At 50.2% G+C, this 26,351-nt stretch carries 26 protein-coding genes and 1 riboswitch; of the genes, 13 read left to right on the top strand and 13 right to left on the bottom strand.

Features of this window, described 5'->3' with window-relative positions; all coding sequences use genetic code 11:
• Window positions 1–85: 85 nt before the first annotated feature.
• Window positions 86–1,477, bottom strand: coding sequence for a dihydrolipoyl dehydrogenase (gene lpdA / locus K7P01_RS15285; RefSeq protein WP_267294467.1), 1,392 nt, complete (start codon window positions 1,475–1,477; stop codon window positions 86–88).
• 201 nt (window positions 1,478–1,678) lie between these two features.
• On the opposite strand from lpdA, the gene fabG reads away from it, so the two are divergent.
• The 4 genes from fabG to K7P01_RS15265 all read left to right on the top strand — a co-directional run bounded on the left by fabG (window position 1,679) and on the right by K7P01_RS15265 (window position 6,714).
• Window positions 1,679–2,425, top strand: coding sequence for a 3-oxoacyl-[acyl-carrier-protein] reductase (fabG, locus tag K7P01_RS15280; RefSeq protein ID WP_267294465.1), 747 nt, complete (start codon window positions 1,679–1,681; stop codon window positions 2,423–2,425).
• Window positions 2,426–2,658: 233 nt separating this feature from the next.
• Window positions 2,659–2,776, top strand: a riboswitch (SAM riboswitch).
• A gap of 263 nt (window positions 2,777–3,039) precedes the next feature.
• Window positions 3,040–4,362, top strand: a complete 1,323-nt coding sequence (locus K7P01_RS15275; protein ID WP_267294463.1) for an O-acetylhomoserine aminocarboxypropyltransferase/cysteine synthase family protein — start codon at window positions 3,040–3,042, stop codon at window positions 4,360–4,362.
• A gap of 79 nt (window positions 4,363–4,441) precedes the next feature.
• Window positions 4,442–5,488 carry a homoserine O-acetyltransferase MetX gene (metX, locus tag K7P01_RS15270; protein WP_267294461.1) on the top strand — a complete coding sequence of 349 codons (1,047 nt, stop codon included), beginning with the start codon at window positions 4,442–4,444 and terminating at the stop codon, window positions 5,486–5,488.
• Entirely contained in the window at window positions 5,485–6,714 is a 1,230-nt protein-coding gene (locus K7P01_RS15265) for a homoserine dehydrogenase (RefSeq protein ID WP_267294459.1), read from the top strand. The genes metX and K7P01_RS15265 overlap by 4 nt, the downstream gene beginning before the upstream one ends.
• Before the next feature lie 69 nt (window positions 6,715–6,783).
• On the opposite strand, the gene K7P01_RS15260 is transcribed toward K7P01_RS15265, so the two are convergent.
• The 4 genes from K7P01_RS15260 to recQ all read right to left on the bottom strand — a co-directional run bounded on the left by K7P01_RS15260 (window position 6,784) and on the right by recQ (window position 12,335).
• Window positions 6,784–7,263, bottom strand: coding sequence for a gliding motility lipoprotein GldH (locus tag K7P01_RS15260; protein WP_267294457.1), 480 nt, complete (start codon window positions 7,261–7,263; stop codon window positions 6,784–6,786).
• Window positions 7,260–8,735 (bottom strand): stage 0 sporulation family protein, encoded by a 1,476-nt coding sequence (locus K7P01_RS15255; RefSeq protein ID WP_397311103.1) that lies wholly within the window; start codon window positions 8,733–8,735, stop codon window positions 7,260–7,262. Before K7P01_RS15255 ends, K7P01_RS15260 begins: the two co-directional genes overlap by 4 nt.
• Window positions 8,736–8,740: 5 nt before the next feature.
• On the bottom strand, window positions 8,741–10,027 hold the full coding sequence (purD, locus tag K7P01_RS15250; protein ID WP_267294455.1) for a phosphoribosylamine--glycine ligase: 1,287 nt from the start codon (window positions 10,025–10,027) through the stop codon (window positions 8,741–8,743).
• A gap of 118 nt (window positions 10,028–10,145) precedes the next feature.
• Entirely contained in the window at window positions 10,146–12,335 is a 2,190-nt protein-coding gene (recQ, locus tag K7P01_RS15245; protein WP_267295348.1) for a DNA helicase RecQ, read from the bottom strand.
• A gap of 59 nt (window positions 12,336–12,394) precedes the next feature.
• Here recQ and K7P01_RS15240 point away from each other — a divergent pair, with 59 nt between their 5' ends.
• A complete protein-coding gene (locus K7P01_RS15240) occupies window positions 12,395–13,372 on the top strand; it encodes a KpsF/GutQ family sugar-phosphate isomerase (RefSeq protein WP_267295347.1) in 978 nt (325 codons plus the stop codon).
• A gap of 74 nt (window positions 13,373–13,446) precedes the next feature.
• Window positions 13,447–14,526: a mannose-1-phosphate guanylyltransferase gene (locus K7P01_RS15235; RefSeq protein WP_267294453.1), complete on the top strand. Its 1,080-nt coding sequence runs from the start codon at window positions 13,447–13,449 to the stop codon at window positions 14,524–14,526.
• A gap of 3 nt (window positions 14,527–14,529) precedes the next feature.
• Here the strand turns inward: K7P01_RS15235 and K7P01_RS15230 are convergent, their stop codons facing one another.
• Window positions 14,530–15,447: a nucleotidyltransferase family protein gene (locus tag K7P01_RS15230; RefSeq protein ID WP_267294451.1), complete on the bottom strand. Its 918-nt coding sequence runs from the start codon at window positions 15,445–15,447 to the stop codon at window positions 14,530–14,532.
• A gap of 253 nt (window positions 15,448–15,700) precedes the next feature.
• Between K7P01_RS15230 and K7P01_RS15225 the strand changes: the two genes are divergently transcribed.
• Window positions 15,701–16,966: a sugar MFS transporter gene (locus K7P01_RS15225; protein WP_267294449.1), complete on the top strand. Its 1,266-nt coding sequence runs from the start codon at window positions 15,701–15,703 to the stop codon at window positions 16,964–16,966.
• Between the two features lie 8 nt (window positions 16,967–16,974).
• On the opposite strand, the gene K7P01_RS15220 is transcribed toward K7P01_RS15225, so the two are convergent.
• From K7P01_RS15220 to K7P01_RS15200, 5 genes are all read right to left on the bottom strand, one after another.
• Window positions 16,975–18,060, bottom strand: coding sequence for a DNA topoisomerase IB (locus K7P01_RS15220; protein ID WP_267294447.1), 1,086 nt, complete (start codon window positions 18,058–18,060; stop codon window positions 16,975–16,977).
• A gap of 65 nt (window positions 18,061–18,125) precedes the next feature.
• Window positions 18,126–18,665, bottom strand: a complete 540-nt coding sequence (locus K7P01_RS15215) for a YciE/YciF ferroxidase family protein (RefSeq protein ID WP_267294445.1) — start codon at window positions 18,663–18,665, stop codon at window positions 18,126–18,128.
• Window positions 18,666–18,792: 127 nt separating this feature from the next.
• Window positions 18,793–19,785 carry an MlaD family protein gene (locus K7P01_RS15210; protein WP_267294443.1) on the bottom strand — a complete coding sequence of 331 codons (993 nt, stop codon included), beginning with the start codon at window positions 19,783–19,785 and terminating at the stop codon, window positions 18,793–18,795.
• A gap of 34 nt (window positions 19,786–19,819) precedes the next feature.
• A complete protein-coding gene (locus tag K7P01_RS15205; RefSeq protein WP_267294441.1) occupies window positions 19,820–20,611 on the bottom strand; it encodes an ABC transporter ATP-binding protein in 792 nt (263 codons plus the stop codon).
• Entirely contained in the window at window positions 20,608–21,363 is a 756-nt protein-coding gene (locus tag K7P01_RS15200; protein WP_267294439.1) for an MlaE family ABC transporter permease, read from the bottom strand. The genes K7P01_RS15205 and K7P01_RS15200 overlap by 4 nt, the downstream gene beginning before the upstream one ends.
• Window positions 21,364–21,604: 241 nt before the next feature.
• Here K7P01_RS15200 and K7P01_RS15195 point away from each other — a divergent pair, with 241 nt between their 5' ends.
• The 3 genes from K7P01_RS15195 (at window position 21,605) to K7P01_RS15185 (ending at window position 24,211) form a co-directional block, all read left to right on the top strand.
• A complete protein-coding gene (locus K7P01_RS15195) occupies window positions 21,605–21,751 on the top strand; it encodes a lmo0937 family membrane protein (protein ID WP_254087854.1) in 147 nt (48 codons plus the stop codon).
• 71 nt (window positions 21,752–21,822) lie between these two features.
• Window positions 21,823–22,518, top strand: coding sequence for an OmpA family protein (locus tag K7P01_RS15190; protein WP_267294434.1), 696 nt, complete (start codon window positions 21,823–21,825; stop codon window positions 22,516–22,518).
• Window positions 22,519–22,603: 85 nt separating this feature from the next.
• On the top strand, window positions 22,604–24,211 hold the full coding sequence (locus K7P01_RS15185) for a DUF748 domain-containing protein (RefSeq protein ID WP_267294432.1): 1,608 nt from the start codon (window positions 22,604–22,606) through the stop codon (window positions 24,209–24,211).
• Window position 24,212: 1 nt separating this feature from the next.
• On the opposite strand, the gene K7P01_RS15180 is transcribed toward K7P01_RS15185, so the two are convergent.
• The gene (locus tag K7P01_RS15180; protein WP_267294430.1) at window positions 24,213–24,548 is read right to left on the bottom strand and encodes a response regulator; all 336 of its coding nucleotides are present in this window, start codon (window positions 24,546–24,548) and stop codon (window positions 24,213–24,215) included.
• 170 nt (window positions 24,549–24,718) lie between these two features.
• Between K7P01_RS15180 and K7P01_RS15175 the strand changes: the two genes are divergently transcribed.
• The 3 genes from K7P01_RS15175 (at window position 24,719) to K7P01_RS15165 (ending at window position 25,822) form a co-directional block, all read left to right on the top strand.
• Window positions 24,719–24,988: a YtxH domain-containing protein gene (locus K7P01_RS15175; RefSeq protein ID WP_267294428.1), complete on the top strand. Its 270-nt coding sequence runs from the start codon at window positions 24,719–24,721 to the stop codon at window positions 24,986–24,988.
• 116 nt (window positions 24,989–25,104) lie between these two features.
• Entirely contained in the window at window positions 25,105–25,446 is a 342-nt protein-coding gene (locus K7P01_RS15170) for a hypothetical protein (protein WP_267294426.1), read from the top strand.
• Complete coding sequence (locus tag K7P01_RS15165) at window positions 25,439–25,822, top strand: hypothetical protein (RefSeq protein ID WP_267294424.1); 384 nt, start codon at window positions 25,439–25,441, stop codon at window positions 25,820–25,822. Before K7P01_RS15170 ends, K7P01_RS15165 begins: the two co-directional genes overlap by 8 nt.
• Here K7P01_RS15165 and K7P01_RS15160 read toward each other — a convergent pair.
• Window positions 25,812–26,237, bottom strand: coding sequence for a response regulator (locus K7P01_RS15160; protein WP_267294422.1), 426 nt, complete (start codon window positions 26,235–26,237; stop codon window positions 25,812–25,814). The genes K7P01_RS15165 and K7P01_RS15160 overlap by 11 nt on opposite strands.
• Between the last annotated feature and the right edge of the window lie 114 nt (window positions 26,238–26,351).

Below are 26,351 nucleotides of genomic sequence, written 5' to 3'. Positions count from 1 at the left end.
AATGCCTCTCGTTGTTATACGACCGTCAAAAAAAGCGGCTACCTTTTGGGCAGCCGCTCTTATATTATCTTTTCAGTAAGGCGACTTACAAGTGAATCACCTCACCATAAGCAGCCGCCGCTGCTTCCATAATCGCTTCGCTCATTGTCGGGTGCGGGTGCACGGACTTGATGATCTCGTGGCCTGTTGTTTCCAGCTTACGCGCGGCTACAACTTCGGCAATCATCTCCGTTACGTTCGCACCGACGAAGTGCGCACCTAGCCATTCGCCATATTTCGCATCGAAGATCACTTTCACAAAGCCGTCGGTGGCGCCGGCAGCTTTTGCTTTGCCTGAAGCGGAGAACGGAAACTTGCCCACTTTGATCTCATAGCCGGCTTTCTTCGCGCCTTCTTCGGTATACCCTACCGAAGCAACTTCTGGTGTGCAATAGGTACAGCCTGGAATGTTGTTATAGTTCAACGGTTCAGGGTTCTGACCCGCGATCTTTTCTACGCAAATGATACCTTCGGCAGACGCTACGTGTGCCAGGGCCTGGCCTTTTACAATATCACCGATGGCATATACGCCGGGCACGTTGGTTTGGTAGAAATCATCTACTAACACTTTTCCTTTCTCGGTCTTCACACCCACATCTTCCAGGCCTATACCTTCGAGGTTTGTTGCTACACCTACGGCCGACAGTACGATGTCTGCTTCCAGTTTGATCTCGCCATCGGGCGTTTTTACGGTGGCCACACAGCCTTTGCCGGAGGTGTCAACTTTCGTTACTTCCGAGTTGACATAGATCTTCATGCCATCCTTCTTAAAGATCTTATCAAGTGTTTTGGACACTTCTTCGTCTTCAACCGGTAGAATGCGTGGCAGGAATTCGATGACAGTCACTTCCGTGCCCAGTGCGTTATAGAAGTACGCAAACTCGATGCCGATAGCGCCGGAGCCTACGACCAGCATTTTCTTGGGTTGCTCCGGCAGCACCATGGCCTCGCGGTAGCCGATGATCTTCTTGCCGTCGATCTTCATGGCAGGCAGCTCGCGTGAGCGACCTCCGGTTGCCACGATCGTATGTTTCGCTTCGTAATCGGTCTTCTTACCGGCAGCATCGGTCACTTCCACTTTGCCGCCTTTCTTCAGTTTACCGAACCCTTCGAGAAGGTCGATCTTATTTTTCTTGAACAGGAATTGTACACCTTTACTGTTGCTGGCAGCCACGTCACGACTGCGCTTTACTATACCTGTAAAATCGGCTTTGAAGTCTTTTACTTCTACACCGTAATCTTTGGCGTGCTTGATGTATTCAAAAACGTTTGCGCTTTTCAACAATGCTTTGGTGGGGATACAGCCCCAGTTGAGGCAGATACCACCTATTTCGGCCTTCTCCACTACCCCTACCTTCATTCCCAGTTGAGAGGCACGGATGGCTGCCACGTACCCCCCGGGACCACTCCCGATCACAATCAGATCATATTTTGACATAGTATAGGATTTATAATTCGCTGCCAAATATACGCGGTGCCACTACATTTACGCAACGTTTGAAATAAGGAATGCTCCCGGCGCCCTTTTCTCGTGTTTTTGCAGGAATTGACTATTTTTGGCACTTTTTGGCAGCAATCCTTCCGGCAAAACCGGAGGGTGCAACATTTAATTTTAACACCGGAATTTGAACTTTTTGGTATGAAACTATTACAAGGAAAAACAGCGCTTGTCACAGGCGCATCAAAAGGCATCGGAAGGTCTATTGCCTTGAAGTATGCCGAGCAAGGCGCACAAGTAGCCTTCACGTATTTGTCCAGCGTAGAGCAGGGACAAGCCCTCGAGGCGGAGCTCTCCGCTAAAGGTGTGAAGGCGAAAGGTTACCGTTCGGATGCATCCGACTACGCGCAAGCGGAGAAGCTGATCAACGATGTGATCGCCGACTTTGGCTCGCTGGACATCCTCGTAAACAATGCCGGCATCACAGCCGATACACTCCTGCTGCGCATGACGGAAGAGATGTGGGACAAGGTCATCAATGTCAACCTGAAGTCTTGCTTCAATACGGTAAAGGCTGTCACCAAACAAATGATGAAACAGAAAGGCGGCTCGATCATCAACATGACGTCGGTGGTAGGTCTGAAGGGCAACGCCGGTCAGGCTAACTATGCGGCATCAAAAGCCGGCATCATTGGCTTTACGAAGTCGGTTGCCCTGGAGCTTGGCTCACGTGGCATCCGCTCAAATGCCGTGGCGCCCGGTTTTATTGAGACCGAAATGACGGCCGTGCTCGATCAGAAAGTCGTGCAAACCTGGCGCGACGCCATTCCGCTGAAGCGCGGCGGCCGTCCCGAAGACGTCGCCGATGCGTGTGTGTTCCTGGGTTCGGATATGTCCACGTACATCTCCGGCCAGGTGCTGCAGGTTGACGGCGGCATGCTGACCTAAGATATTCAAAATTCATCCGCCACACGCTGTCAACCAGGTGTGGCGGGTCTTTTTCAGATTCCATCCGGCGCGGTTCAAAAGCGCCTTCACGACATTTCCAGTGCGGTTTTTACGCAATTCTCCGAACACTCGTACGGTGTTTTGCCATAATTTTTTTCTGACAGCGTTTGGAAAGCAGCTTTTCAGGCTCTAGGTTTGTAGTATCAAAGTCGAATAGGCACATCTTGCCAATCGATTTATAAAGAAGCGCGGAGAGACAGGCTCTAAGAAGCGCTAGCAACCACTCCCAATAGGGAAAAGGTGCTAAATCCTGACTCCGGCTTGGATGGTCCAGGCCGGGAAATATAAAACGATGAAAATGAAAAGCATCATCAACACCATCTTTCCCGGATCGGCCCTTCTTCAGGGTCCGCGTGCTTACGTCTCTGCTTTATTCAGCTCTATTATTTGTTGTATGTGCAACAACGCCTGTTGTTGTATGTGTCGTTGCTAGCAGCGCACCGCCATTAGCAACACACTAGCGTACGATCTACCCGGTGACAGGTACGATTACGGCTACGTCCACGTCGCGCAACTTCTACAACAAATCATTCACTGAATAAAACATTAACATTATGTCGACCTTACGTTTCGAAACATTACAGCTTCACGCAGGCCAGGAAATAGATCCCACTACAGGCGCACGCGCCGTACCCATTTACCAAACTACCTCGTACGGGTTTCGCGACTCCGAGCATGGCGCCAACCTCTTTGCCCTCAAAGAATTTGGCAACATCTATAGCCGCATTATGAACCCAACCAACGATGTGTTTGAAAAACGCCTCGCAGCACTGGAAGGCGGCGTCGCCGCCCTCGCCACGGCTTCAGGACAAGCCGCGCAATTCATTGCCCTCAATAATATACTTCAGGCTGGCGACAATTTTGTGACTACGTCGTTCTTATACGGCGGTACCTATAATCAATTCAAAGTAGCCTTCAAACGCCTCGGTATCGATGTGCGTTTCGCTGACGGGGACAAAGCCGAATCCTTTGAAAAACTGATCGATAAAAACACCAAAGCCTTATACCTGGAAACTATCGGTAACCCGGGCTTTAATATACCGGACTTCGAAGCAATCGCCGCGATTGCCAAGAAGCATGACCTGCCGCTCATCGTCGACAATACGTTCGGCGCGGGAGGTTATCTCTTCCGTCCACTCGAGCACGGCGCACATATCGTCGTCGCCTCCGCTACCAAATGGATTGGCGGCCATGGTACTTCTATTGGCGGTGTCATTATTGATGGTGGTAACTATAACTGGGGCAATGGTAAATTCCCACAGTTTACGGAGCCTTCCGAAGGGTATCATGGTTTGAAGTTCGCGGAAGTATTTGGTGAAGGTAATCCACTGGGGCTTCCCAATATTGCCTTTATCATTCGCGCACGCGTAGAAGGCTTGCGCGACTTTGGTCCGGCACTGAGCCCTTTCAACGCTTTCTTGTTACTGCAAGGATTGGAAACACTGTCGCTGCGTGTACAACGCTCCGTCGATAATGCGCTGGCACTGGCACAATGGCTGGAGCAGCACCCACTGGTGGAGAAAGTGTATTATCCCGGCCTGCCGAGCAGCCCGCATCACAAGCTGGCGAAGAAATACCTGCGCAATGGTTTTGGCGGTGTATTCTCGTTCACGCTGCGCGGCACCAAACAGCACACGACGCGTTTTGTCGATAGCCTGAAATTGGTAAGCCACCTGGCAAACGTGGGCGATGCCAAAACGCTCATTATACAACCTTCGGCCACCACGCACCAGCAGCTTAGCGATGCGGAGCAGGCCGCTGCGGGTGTTTTACCGAATCAGCTGCGCATCTCCGCGGGCATCGAACATATCGATGACCTGAAGGCAGATTTGCAGCAAGCCTTCGAGAAAGTATTCGAAGGAGAATTAGTATCCTAAGTTAAAGTAGTTTATAGAGTACCTGAACGTCCCTTTCCGGTAAACCCGGAAAGGCGACTTCGGGGAGAGTAAGTGAAGCATGCAAAAGCACGATCATACATTCCACCACCAGCATCCCTTTCCGCTCGAAGCCGGCGGCGTATTGCCAGGTTTTCAACTGCGATATACCACATTAGGGAAGCTCAACCACGATCGTTCCAACATCGTCTGGGTTTGTCACGCACTGACGGGCAGTTCTGATTTCACCGATTGGTGGGGCGACCTGTTCCGTGAGGGCAGCGCGTTCGATCCCAAACATTATTTCATCATCTGCGCGAACATGCTCGGCGGCTGCTATGGCTCTACCGGCCCACTTTCGATCAATCCCGAAACCGGCAAGCCGTTTTATCACGCGTTTCCGACGTTGACGAACCGCGATTCGGTGCGTGCCTTCGACCTGCTGCGTCGGGAATTACAGATCGATAGTATCCATACATTGCTCGGCGGCTCTCTCGGTGGACAACAAGCGTTGGAATGGGCCATTCAGCAACCCGGTGTCTTCAAACATCTTATTGCCCTCGCGACAAACGCTGCGCACTCACCGTGGGGCATTGCCTTTAACGAAGCACAGCGCCTGTCGATCGAAGCCGATCCTACGTGGAAAGAAAACGATCCACGCGCCGGTGCCCAGGGCCTCAAGGCTGCCCGTGCTATCGGTATGCTTTCTTATCGTTACTACGAAACATTCAACCAGACACAGATCGAAAAGGACCACGATAAGCTCGACGACTTTCGCGCCTCCACGTACCAACGATACCAGGGCGAGAAGCTCGTGAATCGCTTCGATGCCTTTTCGTACTATACACTTTCTAAAATGATGGACAGCCACAATGTAGGCCGTACGCGCGAAAGCATCGAAGCAGCGCTGCAGACTGTCCAGGCCAGGACTCTTATAGTCGGCATCGACACCGATATACTCTTTCCGGTACACGAGCAAAAATTCCTGGCCGCTAACATTCCGGGGGCCACGTACATTGAGCTTACTTCGCTCTATGGACACGACGGCTTCCTGGTGGAGTTCGAACAATTGGATTCAGTCATAAAACACTTTTATCAGCAAAAGCAATTAAGCACGGTATTATCATGAGAAAGAAACTAAAGTTAGGTTTGTTTGGATTCGGATGTGTGGGACAAGGACTCTATCACGTACTGAACGAAACACATGGCAGTGTAGAGGCCGAGATCAAAAAGGTCTGCGTTAAAAATAAAACCAAAGAACGTCCCGTAAACGATGACTTCTTTACCTTCGACAAAGAAGAGATTCTTAACAATCCCGAGATTGATGTTGTTGTCGAGCTCATCGACGACGCCCGTGCTGCTTTTGAAATAGTAAAGACCGCCCTCCTCAACGGCAAAGCTGTAATCACTGCCAACAAAAAGATGCTGGCCGAACACCTGCAGGAAATCTACAACCTGCAAAAGCAAACCGGCCTTCCAGTGCTTTACGAAGGAGCCGTCTGCGGTAGCATTCCCATCCTGCGCAACCTGGAAGAGTATTATGACAACGATCTGCTGAACAGCATCGAAGGTATCTTCAACGGTTCCACCAACTATATCCTCACGAAAGTTTTCGAAGAAAAGAAGACCTACGCCGATGCGCTAAAGAAAGCGCAAGAGCTGGGCTTTGCCGAAAGCGACCCGAGCCTCGACGTGAAAGGCTACGACCCCAAGTATAAACTGGTCATTGCCATTGCCCACACCTTTGGCCTGTTTCTCAAACCTGAAGACATCATCAACATCGGCATCGATAAGATCTCCGACCAGGACCTGAAGTTCGCCCGTGACAACGGCTACTTCATCAAATTGATCGCACGTTCGTTCCGCATTCAGAACAAGGTATATGGTTTCGTGGCACCGCAGTTCATAGAAGCCACTAACCCGCTCGCCTCCGTACGCAACGAGTATAATGCCGTACAAGTGCAAGGTGCCTTCGCTGAAAAACAATTGTTTATCGGCAAGGGCGCTGGTAGTTACCCTACCGGATCGGCGGTATTGTCTGACATCTCCGCGCTGTCGTATGACTATGCCTATGAGTATAAAAAATTCCACCAGGCTGATCGCTTCGAGTTCTCGAACGACCTCATTGTAGATGCACACGTCAGCTTCGATGACACGATCAAAATTTCGATTCAGGATTTTGAGCAGTTCCAGTCGGGTTATGCTGCGAGCGGCAAACAGTATATGGTTGGGCAAGTGCGCCTGTCTAAGCTGCGCGAGTGGTCTCAGCAGGATGGTGTGGGTATTATCCTGGCGCAGGGTGCTACTTTTACACCGATCGCCAGCACTGTAAAGAAAGAACAAGTTGTGGCTTAAATAAAGGCGTAATAAAAAAGAAGGGCGGGATGTATATCCCGCCCTTCTTTTTTATGGCTTTTACTTACTTTACGGCACAATCTTCTCCACCCGCAGGCCCACGGCCAACACGCCATCGAGCGTATCCTTCCGCATAAACTGCTCCAGCTTTACAGTATACTTCCCCGGCTTGGAGAACTGATAGTTACTTAACAATACCAGCTGGTGATCATATATATCGCCCAGCCCGCTCGTGCCTAGCGGCTTACCTGACTTGGCGTCAAACAGGTAATTGCCGAGCAGGTTTTTATGCAGCTGCTTGCCGGTCGAGTCATTCAGATAATAGGTAATAAAAATTCTTGACCACGGATAGGACACTTCGTTTCTGATGTTCCCGATAATGTCATACCGCGCTTGTGTATCCTGTATGTCGAATTCGAACTCGGGCTTTTCGGATACCAACCAATGGCGGTCTTCAAAGTCTATATACTTCTCGTACACACGGTTGTCGTCACCGCAGGCCGCTACCAGCAGTCCTGCGACGATCATCCATACGGCTCTCACGCTCATTGCGGGTTATCGGGTTTGGGCGTTTGACCTTCTCCTCCACCGCGGTTCTCCCGGCCTTGTCCGCCGCCGCGATTCCCACGGTTACGGTTACGGCTCCGCCCTTCGCGGTTACCGCCACCCCCTTCACTGCCACCACCGCCGCGTTGTTCGCGGTTGCCACGAGGATTTCCCTGGCCTTGTCCCTGGCGGTTCTGCGGGTTATTTTTTTGCTGCGGGTTGTTGCCGCCCGAATTTCGCTGTTGCTGCCGGCCGCCGCCACTTTGCACCTGGTCGCCCGCAGCATTGTGTGTGTCTTTTGTTGGCGCGGCACCTTCTGCACCAGCGGCCTGAGCGTTGGTATTGCCACGTCCCTGACCACTCTCGGGGCCCTTTTTCTTTTTCTTCTTGGTGCGCGACTTGTTCTTGAACTTCTTGTCCATCTGGTCCAGATCGCTGTTCAGCGGGCCGCCCATGACTTTCTCTTCTACAATGTCGATATCCAGTGTCGCCGGGCGTTTGCCCTCGCGGTTCATGCGTAAGATGTGGTTCACGCGCTCGATGTTGAGCGGGTACCAGGTGTTTTCTTCTTTGAAGCCAAACCACATGATCTTGCGGAAGATATCGGTCTTCTGCAGCGTTGCTTCACCTTTTTCGGTCTGCAACGGCGCTTCGATCTTCGGTATATCCTCCAGCGCGTCCATATAGGTTTCCAGCTCGTAATTCAGACAGCACTTCAGGCGTCCACATTGGCCCGACAGTTTGCTGGGGTTCAACGACAGGTTTTGGTAGCGCGCCGCGCTCGTTGCCACGTTCTTAAAATCGGTTAGCCAGGTGGAGCAGCACAGCTCACGGCCACAGACACCGATGCCACCGAGGCGGCCTGCTTCCTGGCGCAGACTGATTTGCCGCATCTCTACGCGAATCTTAAACTCGCCTGCCAGGAGCTTGATCAGCTCGCGGAAGTCTACCCGGTCGTCGGCCGAATAAAAGAATGTTGCTTTGATATTGTCGGCCTGGTATTCGATATCCGACAGCTTCATTTCGAGTTTCAGATCACGGACAATCTCGCGCGTGCGGTATAGCGTAGGCAGCTCTCGTTTCTTTACCTCTTCAAATTTCTCGAGGTCTTTCTGGTGCGCCAGGCGGTATATCTTTTTGATCTCGCCGTCGTTGGCGATCTTCTTCTTTTGCATCTGCAACCGCACCAGCTCGCCCTGCAGCGATACGTGGCCGATGTGATGACCGTTGGGAACTTCTACCACCACGGCATCGCCCGTGGTTAGTCCCAGCCTATCGACGTTGCGAAAGAACTCCTTGCGGCCATTCTTAAAGCGCACTTCTACGATATTAAATTTATCTTCTACCGGCACATCCATGTTCGACAGCCAGTCGAATACATTCATCTTATTACAGCCGCCGGTCTCACACGCGCCGTTGTTCTGGCAGCCGGCGACTTTACCGTCTTTACTTTTCGTTCCACAGGAACATCCCATAGTGGTTATATTTTAAAGTTCAACAAATCCTGGCCGATATCCTTCCGGAAGTACAGGCCATCCCATTGAATCTGATCGGCCACTGCGTAGGCCTTTGCACGAGCATCTTCCAGCGACGATCCTTTACCCGACACGGCCAGCACACGCCCACCTTCGGTCACAACCTTGTCCTGTTGCTGCTTGGTGCCGGCATGGAAGACCAGCGTAGGCTCATAGTTGCCCAGGCCATCAATCGCCTTGCCTTTTTCATATTCACCCGGGTAGCCGCCGGATACCAGCGCGATCGTTACGGAATGGTCCGGATCGATCTCGATGGTCTTGCCTTGCAGGGCACCTTTGCCCACAGCTTCCAGCAGATCGACCAGGTCACTTTTAATACGGGGCATTACCGCCTGTGTCTCGGGGTCGCCCATGCGGGCGTTGTACTCGATTACATAAGGGGTGCCACCCACGTTCATAATTCCTACGAATATAAATCCTTTATAGTCAATACCGTCCTTTTGGAGGCCCGCAATCGTAGGTTTTACTACTTCGTCTTCTACCCGCTTCATAAAAGCCGGGGTAGCAAACACCACGGGCGACACTGCGCCCATACCGCCCGTATTCGGACCGGTATCACCATCGCCAATGCGTTTATAGTCTTTTGCTTCAGGCAGAATGACATAATCTTTACCGTCGGTCAGTACAAACACCGACACTTCGATGCCGTTCAGAAATTCTTCGATCAGCACTTTAGCGCTGGCTTCACCAAACTTCTTGTTCACCAGCATGTCTTTGATCACGGCTTTGGCCTCTGTCTGGCTCAGGCTGATGATCACGCCTTTGCCAGCGGCGAGGCCGTCGGCCTTCAATACGATCGGGGGCTTACACGTGCTGATATAATCCATGGCCTGGTCCAACTCGGCGGCCATAAAGGTGCGGGCTTTGGCGGTGGGAATGCCATTGCGCACCATAAACTGCTTGGAGAAATCCTTGCTTCCTTCCAGCTGAGCACCCACTTTGCCGGGCCCTACGATTAGAATATGTTGAAGCTTGGGGTCTTGTTCGAAATAGTCGCGGATGCCTTTTACCAGCGGCGCCTCAGGGCCGACCACCAGCAGGCTGATGGATTGGGCAAGACAAAATTCGCCCAGGCTGGAAAAGTCGTCGGTTGCAATGGGCACATTCTCCGCTACCTGGGCCGTGCCCGGGTTGCCGGGGGCCACAAACAGCTTGCTGCACCGGGGACTCTGACGAATCTTCCAGGCCAAAGCATGCTCCCTGCCGCCGTTACCAATTATGAGGATATTCATGGGTTCAAATCTCGTTGAACCTCAAAGATAGACGCGAAATCCGGTAATAAAAACAATCTGGCCGGCGGTGGCACTCCTCTGAAAAGGTGCGCCACCGCCAGCCGGCAGATTGGATTTCTTAGTTCGCGTATTCAGACATGAATTTGATACGCATCAGGCGGATTTCCTCCTCTGAATAGTCGGCGATGGAATCGTCGTTCAGGGCGGCCTCCATGCTGTCTGTATCGGCGTTCATGAAGTAATCGTGTATATCGTCCTGCTTATGCTCGTCCAGAACCTGATCGATGTAGTAGTTCAGGTTCAGTTTTGTGCCCGAGTAGCAGATGTTTTCGATCTCCGTCAGCATGTCGCTAAACGACAGCTTCACCGTTTCGGCAATTTCTTCCAGGTCCACCTTACGATCAACCTGCTGAATGATCAGGATCTTCGTCTTCGACTTGTTTACCGACGACTTCACCACCACGTCATTGGCGGTTTCGATGTCGTGCTCGTCTACGAACTGCTGAATAAGTGTCAGGAATTCATCACCAAACTTGTTCACCTTGCCCATGCCCACACCGTTCACCTGGGCCAGCTCGTCCTTGGTGGTTGGATAGGTCGTTGCCATTTCTTCCAGCGACGGATCCTGGAAGATCACATACGGCGGCAGATTCTTATCCTTGGCAATCTTCTTACGCAGGGCTTTCAGCATCTCGAACAACTTCACGTCGTACGATTTAGTGTTGACCGGCATGCGTTCGGCTGACTCTTCTTCTTCGTCAATCTCCGTGGTAAAGTCGTGATCGCGTGCCAGCTCTACTGCGTGCGGCTTCCGCAGGAAGTCCTCACCTCTTTGTGAGACCTTCAGCGCGCCGATATTGTCAATGTCTTTTTCCAGGAATTGATAGATCAGCGTCTGGCGAATGACCGATTTCCAGTAGTCGACGTCCTCGTCACCACCCTTGCCATATACGGCGAGGTCGAAGTGGCCGTAGCTTTTCACATATTCATCTTCTGTGCCACGGATAACGTTCACGAGGTGGTTCAGACCAAAGCGCTCGTTGGTTTGTTTTACGGCTTGTATCACCAGTTTCACGGCTTCCGTGCCGTCAAAGCGCTCGCGCGGATGTACGCAGTTGTCGCACATACCGCAGTTCTCTTGTGTATACTCTTCACCGAAGTAATGCAGCAGCTGGCGACGGCGACATACCGGCGACTCTGCATAGTATTCCATTTCCTGTAGCAGGATGCGCGAATTCTCGCGCTCCTGCACCGGCTTATCTTTATTAAACTTCTCGAGCTTGCTCAGGTCGTTATGACTATAGAACATCAGGCAGAGCCCTTCCAGTCCATCACGACCACCGCGGCCGGTCTCCTGGTAATACCCCTCCAGCGACTTGGGCACATCGTAGTGTACCACAAAGCGCACATCGGGCTTGTCGATACCCATCCCAAAGGCGATGGTTGCCACGATGATGTCTACTTCTTCGTTGAGGAAATCGTCCTGGTTCTTCATCCGCACATCCGGATCAAGCCCGGCGTGGTACGGAGCGGCTTTAAAGCCGTTTACGTTCAGCAGCTGGGCGATCTCCTCCACCTTCTTACGGCTGAGGCAATAGATCACACCCGACTTGCCTTTATGTTCTTTCAGGAATTTAATCAGCTGTTTCTTCGTCTCTTTTTTAGGACGAACCTCGTAGTACAGATTCTTACGGTTGAAGGAAGAGATAAATACATCGGCCTCTTCCATCTGCAAGTTCTTCTGAATATCGATCTGTACCTTGGGCGTGGCGGTGGCGGTCAACGCGATCACCGGCATATCGCCCAGGTTCTGAATCATATTCTTAATACGGCGGTATTCCGGACGGAAGTCATGGCCCCATTCTGATATACAGTGCGCTTCGTCAATGGCAACGAAGGCTACATTCACTTTCTTGAGGAACTCTATTGTCTCTTCTTTGTTCAGCGACTCCGGTGCAACGTATAAAAGCTTTACGTTGCCATTCATACAATCTTTCTTCAGCCGCGTGATCTCACTCTTGCTCAGGGTAGAGTTTAAGAAGCGTGCGTTTACACCGTAGGCATTCATTTGATCCACCTGGTTCTTCATGAGTGCGATGAGCGGTGATATAACGATCGCAAGGCCGTCTTTCATCATCGCCGGCAGCTGATAGCATAATGACTTACCAGCGCCCGTCGGCATGATGACAAATGTATTTCTACCATCCAGTAGATTGCGGATAATCGTCTCTTGATTACCTCTAAACTGGCTGTAACCGAATACTTCTTTAAGTCTTTCTTTTAGCGCATCTTTCTCTTCTACCAACATCATTTCGTCTGATAAGTTATATATCTTTGTCAACAGACAAAGATAATTTTGAAAAGGCATTGAATTTAGGAAAAAATATCAAAAAAATTGCACAGGAGGTATTAATAAACGAATCCTTAGCAATTCAGAATCTCACCAATTTTATTGACGATAGCTTCGAAGCCTGCGTGAACGAAATTTATTCTGCAAGCGGGCGAGTTGTCATTACAGGCGTTGGCAAAAGTGCCATCATTGCCAATAAAATTGTTGCCACGTTGAACTCTACCGGAACCCCGGCGCTGTTTATGCACGCTGCCGATGCTATACATGGCGATCTGGGCATGATCCAAAAACAGGACATTGTCATTTGTATTTCCAAAAGTGGTAACACCCCGGAAGTCAAAGTACTAATTCCGTTATTGAAACGTAGAGGCTCCAAGCTTGTTGCCCTTGTGAGCAATACAAATTCATATTTAGCACAGCAGGCCGATTTTATACTCAATGCAACGATTGCGGAGGAAGCGTGCCCCAACAACCTTGCACCGACCACCAGTACCACGGCCCATATGGCTATAGGCGATGCCCTGGCAGTATGCTTGCTCGAGCTTCGCAATTTTAGTAGCAAAGACTTTGCCGAGTTCCATCCTGGTGGCTCCCTGGGCAAACAATTATACCTAAAGGTCTCCGACATCTATATCAATAACCAGCTACCGCTGGTAAGCCCTGAATCGCCGTTGAAGGATGTTATCATGGAAATCTCATCGAAAAGGTTAGGTTGTACGGCTGTCGTTGACAGCGATCGTAACCTCCTGGGTATCATTACCGACGGCGACTTGCGACGCATGCTCGAGAAGAGCAGCGACCTCACCCAACTCGCTCACCTTAAAGCTGCCAGTATTATGAGCCCCAATCCCAAAAGGATCGAAAAAGATGAATTTGCAGTCAAAGCCTTACATGAGATGCAGGCCAACAATATCACCCAATTAGTTGTGCTGGAAGGCACCAAAGTAGCCGGCTTTATTCACCTGCACGACCTGCTAAAGGAAGGAATCGTTTAAAAAAACAGAAAAGTCTTTTATAAAATTCTGCATTAAACGTCTTTTGTAAAACGTCTTATCGACAAAACACTTAAATGAATCAAAATCTGTATGTTGTCCTCATGGCCGGTGGCGTGGGCGTGCGCTTTTGGCCATATAGCCGTAATTCTAAACCCAAGCAATTCTTAGACGTTCTCGGTACAGGAAAAACCTTACTCCAATCCACGTTTGAGCGTTTCCTTCCGATCTGCCCCCAGGAGAACATATTTGTCGTCACGCATGAAGAGCACGCCGGTCTCGTACGCCAACAGCTGCCAACCCTGCATGAAGACCAGATTCTGGCCGAGCCCATGCGGAAGAACACCGCCTGCTGCATCGCATACGCCAGCTATAAGATCGCAAAACGGAATAGTGAAGGCGTGATCGTCGTGACACCGTCCGACCACCTCATCCTGAAAGAACAGGAGTTCCAGGACGTGATTCGCAAGGCCGCTGATCAGGGCCGCGCGCAGGACAAGCTCATTACCCTTGGCATCACTCCCACCCGTCCCGAGACGGGCTATGGCTATATTCAATACCACACCGAAAAGGCTTTTGCAAAAAAGGTGAAGACCTTTACTGAAAAGCCTGAGCTATCGCTCGCCAAGAAGTTCATCGAGAGTGGTGACTTCGTGTGGAACTCCGGCATCTTTATCTGGGGTGTACAGGCCATCTTAAAAGCTTTTCACGAACACCTGCCCGAAATGTCAGAAGTGTTTGATGAGGGCGTAAAGCCCCGCCTCGATACGCCCGGCGAGAAGGAAGCCATTCTCAGCGCCTACTCGCAATGCAAGAGCATCTCCATCGACTACGGTGTCATGGAAAAAGCCACTAACGTGTATGTGTGCCTGGGCAACTTTACCTGGAGCGACCTGGGCTCGTGGGGATCCATACACGACATTTCTCCCAAAGACGAGAATAACAACGTGATCAGCGCCAACGCACAGCTATACGACTCCCGCAACTGCATTGTCAAGGGCTCGCCGGATAAGCTTATCGTTGTACAGGGATTGAACGGCTACCTCGTCGGGGAATTCGGCAACGTGGTGATCGTTTGTGAAAAAGATAAGGAAGAGCAGTTCAGGCGGTTTGTCAATGACCTGAAAGCCCGCCCGAACTCCAACGACTTCTTATAATTCTTACCAGAGCTTTGAAGGGTATTCGCCCTTCTCGATCAACGCCCGGATTTTAGATGACACTTCTTCTTTGTCTTCTTTATAGGTAACGCCAAACCATATGTTGCCGCCGCCCAGCACTTTCACCTTGCCCTGGCCGCGGTGGATCAGCTCGTTTACGATCAGGGGTATATAAAACTCCGACTTAAGGTTCTGATTATTTTCTTTCAGGAAGTCGTCGAACATCGACGAGGCCAGTGCAAACACGGAAGGATGGAACCCCCAGAAGTTCATCGACGTGGGCGCCGATGGATCCAGCACACGGTCGCCGGCAGCTTCTTTCGAAATGACTTTGCCATTCTCCTGTACGATGGTCGTGCGCTCAACGACGGATTGCAAATAACCTTCGGCATCCTGCTCGCCTACACCGCGCGATACGCTGCCATGTTCCGACAGCACGTTGCTCAACGTAAAGCCAACCATGGCGTGAGCACCCGTCGTATCGTTCTTGAAATAATTTGCTACCGACGCGAATGCATCTTTGCCGTAAAAGTCGTCGGCATTGATGGCCACAAACGGCTCTTGAATGACGTCTTTGGCGCACAGCAACGCATGGCCTGTACCCCAGGGCTTGGTGCGCTCGGTGATGTTATAGGAGGAAGGGATCAGCTTATCAATGGACTGCACGACAAATTCAACCTCTACTTTGCCTTGCAGCCTTGGCAGGAATTTTTCTTTTACCGTCTCAAGGATTTCATCACGCACAATAAAGACGACCTTTGTAAAACCCGCACGCACTGCGTCAAAAAGGGAATAATCCATGATGGTCTCGCCGCTGGGACCAAAACCATCGATCTGTTTAATGCCTCCGTAACGGCTTCCCATGCCGGCGGCCATAACTAAAAGGGTGACTTTTTTTTGCGTGCGATTTGGTGTGTCCATGGGGTTTTAGTTTATTTCAGATCGATAAAACGAAGTGTTTGCGCGAACATTTTGATTTTAGGAGGATTTTGACGGGCTTATGGGAAGTTTTACAAAATTTCCTCCTGATAAATTCAAAAAAATAATACTCAAGGCCTCGCGCTTTAAAAAGTAATAAGGCCCCAAAAATAGAAGTTTTAAGACATGTGTGCATAGAACACACGAACAATAATAACCTATTTACCTAACCTAAAACCTAAAAAACACCACCTGTATGACCAACGAAAGGAAAGGCTACCTGGTGCCGATGATCATCATCGGAACACTCTTCTTCATTTTCGGCTTTGTTACCTGGGTCAACGGTACGCTGATACCGTACCTGAAAATAGCCTGTCAGCTGGAGAGTGACTTCCAGGCTTATCTTGTAACCACTGCTTTCTTTATTGCCTACGGTGTGATGGGTATACCTTCTTCGTATGTATTGAACCTTACCGGGTATAAAAAGGGGATGGCACTTGGCTTGCTTGTGATGGCCGTGGGTGCCGCGATCTTTATACCGGCAGCACAATCCCGTAACTACAACCTGTTCCTGACCGGCCTCTTTATTATTGGTACTGGCCTTGCCTTGTTGCAAACGGCATCTAACCCGTACGTTACCATTCTCGGCCCGATCGAAAGTGCCGCGCAGCGTATCAGCATTATGGGGGTATGTAACAAAGTAGCCGGTATCCTGGCGGGTATTGTCTTCGGTTATATTGCGCTGAAAGACGCAGATCAATTGACGGCCGCCCTGAAGGTCATGGATGCTGCGGCGAAAGAAGCGCAACTGGCAGAGCTCGCTTCACGCGTAATCGTTCCTTATATTATTATCACAGCAGTCCTCGTGGTCCTGGCTGTCGCCGTTATCCTGTCGTCATTACCGGAGATCAACGAAGAAGATTCCGAGGAAAGCAATGACGCATCCGTCCCCGGCAAAACCAGCATCTTCCAGTTCCCGCACCTGTTTCTCGGTGCACTGGCACTGTTCGTCTATGTAGGTGTGGAGGTAATGGCCGCCGATACCATCATCAGCTATGGTAAATACTTAAATATTGAGATGTCTACGGCCCGCTACTTCTCGCAAGCTACGCTGGCCTTTATGCTGGTGGGATATATCACCGGTATCTTTACCATTCCCCGGATACTCTCACAAGAGCTCGCCATGAAGATCTGTGCTATCTCAGGAGCCATCTTTACGGTATTGGCCGTGCTGACTTCCGGTGCTACGTCGGTGCTCTTCATCGCGCTGCTCGGTCTGTCCAACTCGCTTATCTGGCCCGCTGTATGGCCATTGGCACTGGACGGCCTCGGTAAATTTACGAAGCAAGCCTCGGGTCTGCTGGTCATGGCCATTGCCGGTGGTGCTATTCTTCCGCTGATCTACGGCTCGCTGTCGGATAAACTGCACAATGCGCAATCGGCTTACTGGATTATGCTGCCTTGCTATCTGTATATCTTGTATTTCGGTACCAAAGGATACCTGGTCGGCCGGAAGAAATAAGCACCGCCCTAGTGCATGGCCTTTAGAATTTTCATCAATACTTTTTCCTCTGCGGTGAGATCAGCCTGTCCGTCGTTTACTTCGATCGCGTCCAGCTCCTTGAAGTAACGTTGCAGGTTGTTCTCTTCGTAGAGGCGAACCAACGACGGGTGTACATAATACTTACGACACACCGTTCGCGTATTCCCCAGCTTCTTACTTACCGCGTCAAGCGCACGGAGTATATTACGCTTCACTTCGGCCGCCCGCTCCACCTCACCCATCGTCTTTATCTCGCGCAAAAAGTGCAGCGATCCGGCCCACGTACGAAAGTCCTTCGCCGTAAATTCAAATCCTGTAACATGCTGGATATAGCCATTGACCATGCCCGAATCGATCGGGTGGCGCACGCCGGCGCGGTCATAGTATTGAAATAACTCCTTGCCCGGAATCTCCCGGCACTCCTTTACAATACACGCCAACCGCTTGTTACGCAGTGACACATTGTGAAAGATGCCTTTCTTGCCTTTAAAGGAGAACTGAAGGTTACTGCCCTCAATGGAGACGTGCTTGTCTTTTAATGTGGTCAATCCGTACGAGCCGTAAAGTTTTTCATATCCATCATTACCAATGCGGATATAGGTACGTTCCATGAGCGCAATCACGGCAGCCAGTACTTTTTCTTCATGAAGCTCCTGCCGGCTCAAATCTTTCTCTAATTGTAATCGTAGCGCCGGCAATGCTTTACCAAATTCATATAACCGATGAAATTTGGTTTCATTACGCAAGGCCGACCATAACGGATGGTAGCGATATTGTTTGCGCTTACGCAAGTCAAAGCCCGTGGCTTGTATATGCCCCATGGGGTCAACACAGATCCATACATCGGTCCACGCGGGCGGAATGGCCAGCTTGCGAATGCGCAGAATTTCATCTTTATCACGTATTGCTTTTCGCTCCAGCATATAGGCAAAGCCTTTCCCTTTACGCAGGCGTGTAATGCCACGTGACGTGTCCGTTATATATTTTAATGATGCCGCCTTCGCCGCTTGTGCGTAATTGCGGTCTATGCGAAGGAACTCGCGGTGTGTTAGTGATACAGCAGGTATATCCATAGCAGTATATCGAAAAAAAGTCAGGGCTATGCCCTGACCTATAAAGCTGACAGGAAGCTGTAACCTTACTCCTGGTCAGCTGTTTCGTTGATATCCTCTTCGGCCAGCGAAGTGAGCAGCTCATCGCACTCTTTTTCTTCGTCCAGTGTCTGGCCTAACAAATTCTTGATGTCTTCACGGCCCATGGTCTTGGCCAATTGGGCCAAACCGCCATAGGTAGCAATTTCGTAGTGCTCGGCTTTCTGCGCAGCCAGAATCAGGCCCACATCGCGCGTAGCCGATCCTGCTTCGGTTTCTGAGATAATGCTCTCGCCCTCTTTGAGAATGCCTTCCATCGCGTCGCACTTTTTAGCCTGCGGCTTTTTGTCCAGCATTTCAAATACTCTCTCGAGGCGTGAGATGTGTTCCTGGGTTGCCACCAGGTGGTCAGCAAATGCGGTTGCAAGACTTTCTGATGTAGCGGCTTTCTGCATTTTCGGCAGAGCCTTCGTCAGATGTTTTTCAGCCCAATAGATGTCTTTGAGCTCTTCTACAAAGAAATTCTCTAATAAGGACGCGTCGTCTTTTGACGCGGTCTTCTTTGATTTTGATGTTGTCTTTTCCATGATATCCTGAATTTTAATGGGTTGCTGTAGGCAACGGTAAAAAATCGTATACCCGTTATGCCTTGCCAGTAGACGCTGGCGCTGTAGATGAACATCTACGCGTGCGGCATATTTGTCCGCACTGACTCTATTTATCCCCAGCTTCGGCCGCCTTGCGTTCGCGCTTCTCTTTTTTGCGGAAATATCCTCGCAACAGAAAGTTGTGCTGCATCGCTTCCATATTCTCATCCAGCTTTGCCGAGGCGCTCTGCGCATTGACCATCGTTTTTTCCATGCGGTTTGCAAAGGTTGTATCGGCCAGCAGCTTACCCAAGGCGTTGTCGTTGTTATTTACTTTTGATACTACTTCTTCCAGTTCGCTGGCGATCTTCGCCGAATTAGCCGACACCTTCTGGACATTTGCTAACGCGTCGTCAAATACGGCTGCCATCGTCGTGTCCGACACCAGCTTGTGAATTACCCCCTGGCCGTTTTTCATTTCATACACCAGGTCATTCAACTGTGCCGATGCTTTGCTCATATTCGCGCCAACTTGCCGCAGGTTGGTGGCGGTCTCACGCAGATCGTGTGAGAACGAGCCCTTGTCAGTAATCAGGTCCCCTACGATGCCTTGCCCGTCACTCACCCGGCGTGCGACTTCCTTCAAATTGAACGTCAGTGAACGTGTATTTTCTCCTACATCTTTCGCGATGTTGATGAGGTCTTGCGTGTCTGTTGGCGACAATGAATTGATCGTGTCGTTATCAGCAATATTTTGGGGCGCAACGCCCGGGCGTATCACCACGATCTTGTTACCAACCAGTCCATCTGAGCCGACCGACGCTGTAGCATCACGCCGGATAAATTCATTCTGTTTTTCCTTCAGCAACATGGTCACCAATACTTTGCCTTCGGCGGCGATCGTTACATCCCGTACGGTGCCGATTTTTACACCGGACAACCACACATTGTCGCCGCGCTTGAGACCCTCCACGTTTTTAAAAACGGCCATCACCGTAAAGGTGCGGCTGAACAAATTGTTCTCACTACCAATAAAGAACGCCGCCAGGACAAATAGCAGCACTCCGCTTACGACAAAGATGCCGAGCTTTATGTCCTGTTTTACTTCCGCTGTTTTCATAATCGTATAGACTTAATGTTTTCAGATAATACTGTCAATAGTTAAAGAAGGGCTGGAGTTCCGGATCCGTAGTTTGCTTGATCTCATCAAATGTTCCTTCCTGTTTATTATATCCTCCCACCAACGCAATGACGCGGTCCGCTGTATGGCGGGCACTACTGATATCGTGCGTAATGATGATGGAGGCTGTTTTATATTTGTCGCGCACCTTTACAATCAGATCGTTGATCTCGATCGAGGTGATCGGATCCAGCCCGGCCGTAGGTTCATCGTACAGCATGATCTTGGGGTTCAGAATCAACGTGCGGGCAATGCCTACGCGCTTTTTCATACCGCCCGAAAGCTCCGACGGCATTTTATCAATGGCCGATTCCAACCCCACATCCTCCAACGCATTCACCACTCGCTCATTTAATTCTGTCTGATCAAAAATGCCCAGATTGCGTTGAAGCGGGAATTCCAGGTTTTGGCGCACCGTCATGGAGTCGTAAAGGGCGCTACCCTGAAACGAAAATCCCACTTGCAGGCGCATTTCGTTTAGTTCGTCCTGATTTAGTTTCAATACATCGTAGCCAAGAATGTTGATCGAGCCAGCGTCGGGTTTAATTAAACCCACCATACATTTGATCAGGACCGATTTGCCAGTACCCGAACGTCCAAGGATGACCAGGTTCTCGCCAGCGTAGAGGTCCAGGTTTACATCACGCAACACGATTACATCGCCGAAAGACTTTTGTAAGTTGCGTACACTGGCGACTACGGCGTCGTCAGCTTGCTGTGTTCCGGCGGCAGAGGTATGCCGGTTATTTTGCAAAGGCGTGATCATCGGCGGAAGAGATTAATGAATTGCAGGCTTAACAAGTCTACGATAAAGATCAGGATCATCGATGCCACGACAGCGGTATTGGCGGCGCGCCCAACCCCTGTCGTGCCACGTTCAGCATGGTAACCGGCGTAGCATCCTACAATGCCGATGGCAAAGCCAAAGAACCCGGCCTTGATGATCGATGAAAATATATCAACATACGTGACGGATACGGACACGTCGTTAAAATATAGCATAAAGCCAGTGCTGTTGATCGTGTTCACGGTCAGATAAGACCCCAGCAATGCCATGGCATCTGCGAACACTACCAGTAACGGTAGCATCAGTGTCGTCGCCGTAACGCGGCTTACTACTAAGTACGAAAACGGCCGCGTGCCCGACACTTCCATGGCGTCGATCTGCTCGGATACACGCATGCTGCCCAACTCGGCACCAATATTAGAGCCTAGCTTGCCTGCGCAGATCAGCCCTGTGATCAACGGCCCCAATGAACGTATTACCGCTTGTGATACCAGCGAGGGTAGCCACGACTCGGCACCGAACGACGCAAGTGACGGTCGCGATTGCCGCGTAAATACGACACCCGCTAAAAAGGACGTAAAGGCGATGAGGAACAGGGACCGGTTGCCCACGACAAAACATTGGTGCAACGTTTCCTTCCATTCATAGGGTGGAAGGATGGTTTCACGCACCGCACGGGCAACAAATCGGTATATATCAGCTATGCGTATTAAGAAATTTCTGATTTTCATGCGGTAAAGTACTATGCTCTCGCCAGTACAGTGTAAAACTTGTACCCCGCTCGCAATCGCCCATGCGTCGGGTCGCTGTGCAAAAAAATACCCAATAGCGATAACCGAACGTTATTTCCCAGACCCCTACAGGTGCGTATAATAAGCATTGTGTATAGAGCACCACCTGCGTGTGTTGCAATGGCAAGCTTTTTTATTCCATACTCCGAAACCATATTAATAACAACTAACAAACCCCTATATGAGATCACTATTGTATTTAATTGCGGTCATCTTGATTATCGGCTGGCTGCTGGGCGTATTCTATTATAGCGCTACAGGCTTGATCCATGTTCTTATCGTATTGGCTATCGTCTCGCTGTTACTGGGCGTGATTCGACGAGCGTGACAATCTATCGCCTGCCCGCCGAAGTTTTAACGTTGGCGGGCAGCGAGTAAATAAACTAAACTAATGAAGATATGAAAACCGTACAGCAATTGATTTCAAGATCGACCTTGCTGTTGGCCACAGCGGCCATCACAGCAGGTTTGCTTGGCGGCTGCCAGGCAAATAATACCATGAAGGGTGGTGCCATCGGCGCCGGTGCCGGAGGTGCTATCGGGGGCGTAATCGGCCACCAGTCGGGTAACACAGCCGTCGGCGCCATCATCGGTGCGACGGTAGGCGGTGCGGCCGGCGCGTTGATCGGCCGTCAGATGGATAAACAAGCAGAAGAAATTAAGCGCGACCTCGAAGGGGCACAAGTAGAACGCGTAGGAGAAGGGATCAAGATCACCTTCAATTCAGGATTACTCTTCGCACTGAACTCGTCACAGCTTAACAATACCACGCAGCAAAACCTGCGCGAGCTGGCCGCCACGCTGAACAAGTACGAAGATACTGAGATTCTCATCGAGGGTCACACCGATAACACGGGCGGCGACGAACTAAACCAAACACTGTCAGAGCAGCGTGCAAAGGCTGTAGCTTCGTATTTGACTGCGCAGGCTGTAAAAAATACACGGCTGTCGACAGTGGGTTATGGCGAAAGCCAACCGGTTGCCGACAACGCCAGCGATGCGGGCCGCAACCAAAATCGTCGGGTAGAAGTAGCAATCTTCGCAAACAAAAAAATGAAGAAGCTTGCTGAAAAAAATCAGCTTGGCAATTCGTAGCGATACCATCCGCTATCTCTGGATCCCTGGAGGAGCTATACTCCTTCAGGGATTTTTTTTCTGAAAGCCCCGCCGGGGTGATATCATGAAACGCAAAAAAATTCTGTTAATCTTCGCCGCCGGCGTCCTTGTATTGGGAGTGTTGGCATTTGTGGGCTACACCCGCCTGCCTGCCTTTTTACAACAAAAAGCCCGCATAGCCGTAGCCGACCTGAAGCAGCAAGGTATCGACATTCATTACGATTCGTTACACATCGACCTCGCAGGCATGAACGTGGTCGTCGACTCGTTCGAACTGAGTGTGCCTGCACAACACCTGCGCCTGCGATCTTCCCGCATTGAAATTTCTTCCATCAAGCTTTTACCATTACTGTTCCGCAAGCGCCTCCATATCGCTCGCGCCCACATCGACCACCCTATGCTACTGCTAACAAAGCCTGCTGCAGAAGACAGCGCAAAAGTGGACGAGGCGACAGCAAAAAAACAAAAGACATCGTCCTTCGTATTGGAAATAGATTCGCTGCACATCCCTGGTCTCACCCTGGTACAAACCGATACCGTGCAACACGATACGTTATCTGTTTCATTGCACTTCGCCGCAGCGGCGTTCACCTTTGATAAGCGTTTACCACAGGCCTTCGACGTCGGCGGCATCCGTCTTGATTCCACCCGGATCGTCACAGCCCTGTATACTTTTGGCATCCACCAACTGACGATCAACAAAACCTTACAACAATTAGAGGCCGACACCATCACGATTAAGCCGCGATACTCCAAACGTGCCTTTGCCCGCCGCATGGGGCAAGAGGTGGATCGTTTTGAAGGTCTCATTCCTTATCTCAGCCTGCGCAATTTTCAAGTGGGTATGGGAGACTCTACATTTTTCACCGCTGACCGCCTGGAGACGAGCACCACATTACGTATTTATCGCAATAAACATTACCCTTTTCCCAATAAGACGTATACACCCTTGCCGATCGACGCAATAAAGCGTATACCGTTTTACCTGCGCATCGATACCTTGCATTTGGTGAAGAGCTTTATTTCATACGAAGAGGTGGGCGAAAAAGCCGACTCCAGTGGCACCGTCTTCTTTGACGAGTTGAATGCCACGCTCACGCATATTACACAAGACAGCACGGCCGAGGCCCCGGTACTAATTGCCGCGGCCAACTTTATGGGCAAGGGGAAGCTGGCTATACAGTGCACCTTTTCGCGTACAAAGAAACCCGCTTTCCTCAAAGGCACCCTGCTAGCGTTTCCGTTGCCCAGCCTGAATGATATATTACAGCCTCAGGCCAAGATTAAGATTGAAAGCGGCGTGATGACCCGGTTGGCGTTCCAATTCCGGTTCAACGACATCCGCTCCGATGGCTCCGTCGACTTAAGCTATCATGACCTGAAAGTTGCCGGCCTGCGCAAACCCAAAAAGAAGGATCGCAAGAAAGATCGCGATAAAGACAAAGACGGTACGCTCAAGAATGAGTTCCTGAGCTTTGCGCTGAATACTTTCATTCAGGACGACGCGGGTAAACTCTTTACGGGAGAGAAGAAAACGGGGACCGTGCTGTTCTACCGCGACCGTAAAAAGGCCATCTTTAATTTTTGGTGGAAATCGCTCTTTTCCGGCATTAAGTCGTCGTTCAACATTGAAAACGACAAAGCGCGTGGCAAAAAGCGCAACAAAGAATAGATCAGAGGAAGCTCTTCAGCGTGCTGAGGCTGATCGGTTTTTCCAGAAATCTTACCAACGGTATATTTTCAAGCTCCTGGGGCAAATGTGTAAAGGCACTCATCAGGTTGATCTTACTTTGTGGTAAAAGCGTACGCAATTGGCCTACGGTGTCCCAGCCCAGGCCGTCGGGCAGGTTATTGTCCAGGAACAATATATCCGGAGACAACTCCCGGGCTTTTTGCAACCCATCCCGTAGGGTAAATGCCAGGTGTACATCGAACTGCAGGGGCTGAAGGTATGCGCGCATCAGCACACATAGGTCTTCTTCATCATCGATAATTAGTATACGCTTCATCAACTCAGTCCAATGATACAAAATCTATACAAAAGATGCGTAAAAGAATCCCGTAAAACCCCATTTTGGCTGCTGTAGATATTCATACCCAGCTGACGGGCCTTGTGCATATGCTTTCGTGAGGGGAACAATTTTTTACCTATTTCTTGCAAATCAAACCAAATAAGGGTATGAATAAGAGTAGTAAAATAATCCTCGGGATCCTGGGCGCGGCAGCTGCCGGTGCTGTGATCGGTATGTTGGTTGCTCCCAACAGTGGTAACGACATGCGCAAGAGAATCTCCAAAGCCGCTTCCGACTTCGCGGAGGATCTGACCAAAGCGATCATTTCCGGCCGCGAGCAGGCAAGCGACGCAAAAGATACGATCCTGAAAGAAGCGCGAGGTCTGGGCCACGACGCTGCAGCCCGTTACAGCCGCGTAAAGGAATCGCTAACCTAACAAAAACAGCGTACATGGCTCCGTAAGTCGAGCACGTGTACACGGTGCCGGAAGCAGCCGGTCAATACGGGTGCTTCCGATGCCTTTTGTCAACCACCGCCAAACCTAACTGTATCATGGACGAGCTTAAAAACAAGGCTGAAAACCTGACGGACCATGTAAGTGATTACCTGGAAACCTATTATAAATTAACCGTTCTCAACGCTACCGAAAAAACCGCAGGAATTGCCTCAGTAAGCATCACCGCCATCTTTATCGGCTTCCTGGTATTGTTTGTCCTGTTGTTTTCCGGCTTTGGATTTAGCTGGTGGATCGGCAAAGCGATCGACAACATGATTGGCGGCTTTTTTATCATGGCCGGTATATACTTGCTCTTCATCGGCGTTATCTTCATTTTCCGGAAGAAATACATTGCACCTTTTATACGCGATTTTATCATTCAAAAAATCTATGAATAGCACAATACGCTCGTATAATGACCTGCTTGCTGAACAAGAGCGCCTACGGTCACAGCTGAAGGTGCAAAAAGAACAAATTCGCGAAGACATGCTCGAGATCAAAGAAGAGTTTAAACCGGTGCTGGGCCTGGTTCGCGTCATTGGCAAGTTTACCAACCGGGAAACCCGCAACGAAGCGCTCGTTACGACGGGCTCATCACTGGCCATCGATCTGATTGTAAAGAAATTTCTGTCGGGGAATTTACTCACACGACTGTTCCTGCCACCGATGTTGAAAAATGTATCGTCGCACGTCATCTATAACAACCTGGCGCCTTTCCTGGGCAGGCTTTTTAAAAAGAAAGCAAAACCGAATGGTGTAGCCGCTATGGAGTAGACGCAACCTGGAACCAGTAATTGCGAATATTTTCGACAACGCTTAATAGCGATTCAAAGCTGGTGGGCTTTACAACATAGCTGTTCGCACCCAATTCATAACAGCGCTTTATTTCGGAGTCATTCTTTGTCGTGGTGAATACAACGACCGGGATACGCTTAAATACGGGATGCTGCTTCAGGTCGCGCAGTACTTCACGGCCGTCTTTTTTTGGCATGTTCAGGTCGAGTAGGATAAATCCCGGGAATTCCGGCCCGCCGTGGGTGTTTTCTGCCATTTCCAGAAAACGGAGCAGCTCTACGCCGTTTTCCACAAATTCAATCCTGTCTGAATAACCTTTTTCGCGGAACGCAGTCTGCATGAGATAACGGTCGTCGGCATCGTCTTCAGCCACCAGGATAAATGCCTTACTCATAAAGTGAATAAATTAACCAAATATACGGATTCACTTGCGAAAGCATACAATATCGCGCCTGCACTGTATTTTGAAAAAAAACCGGTATCTTCGAAAAAGCTCTCGTGTTGGCAT

Origin of the sequence: Parachryseolinea silvisoli (assembly GCF_021190955.1) — a bacterium.
Lineage (GTDB): Bacteria > Bacteroidota > Bacteroidia > Cytophagales > Cyclobacteriaceae > Ohtaekwangia > Ohtaekwangia silvisoli.
The sequence above is the reverse complement of the archived record's forward strand: the minus strand, read 5'-3'. Positions and strand labels throughout refer to the sequence as shown.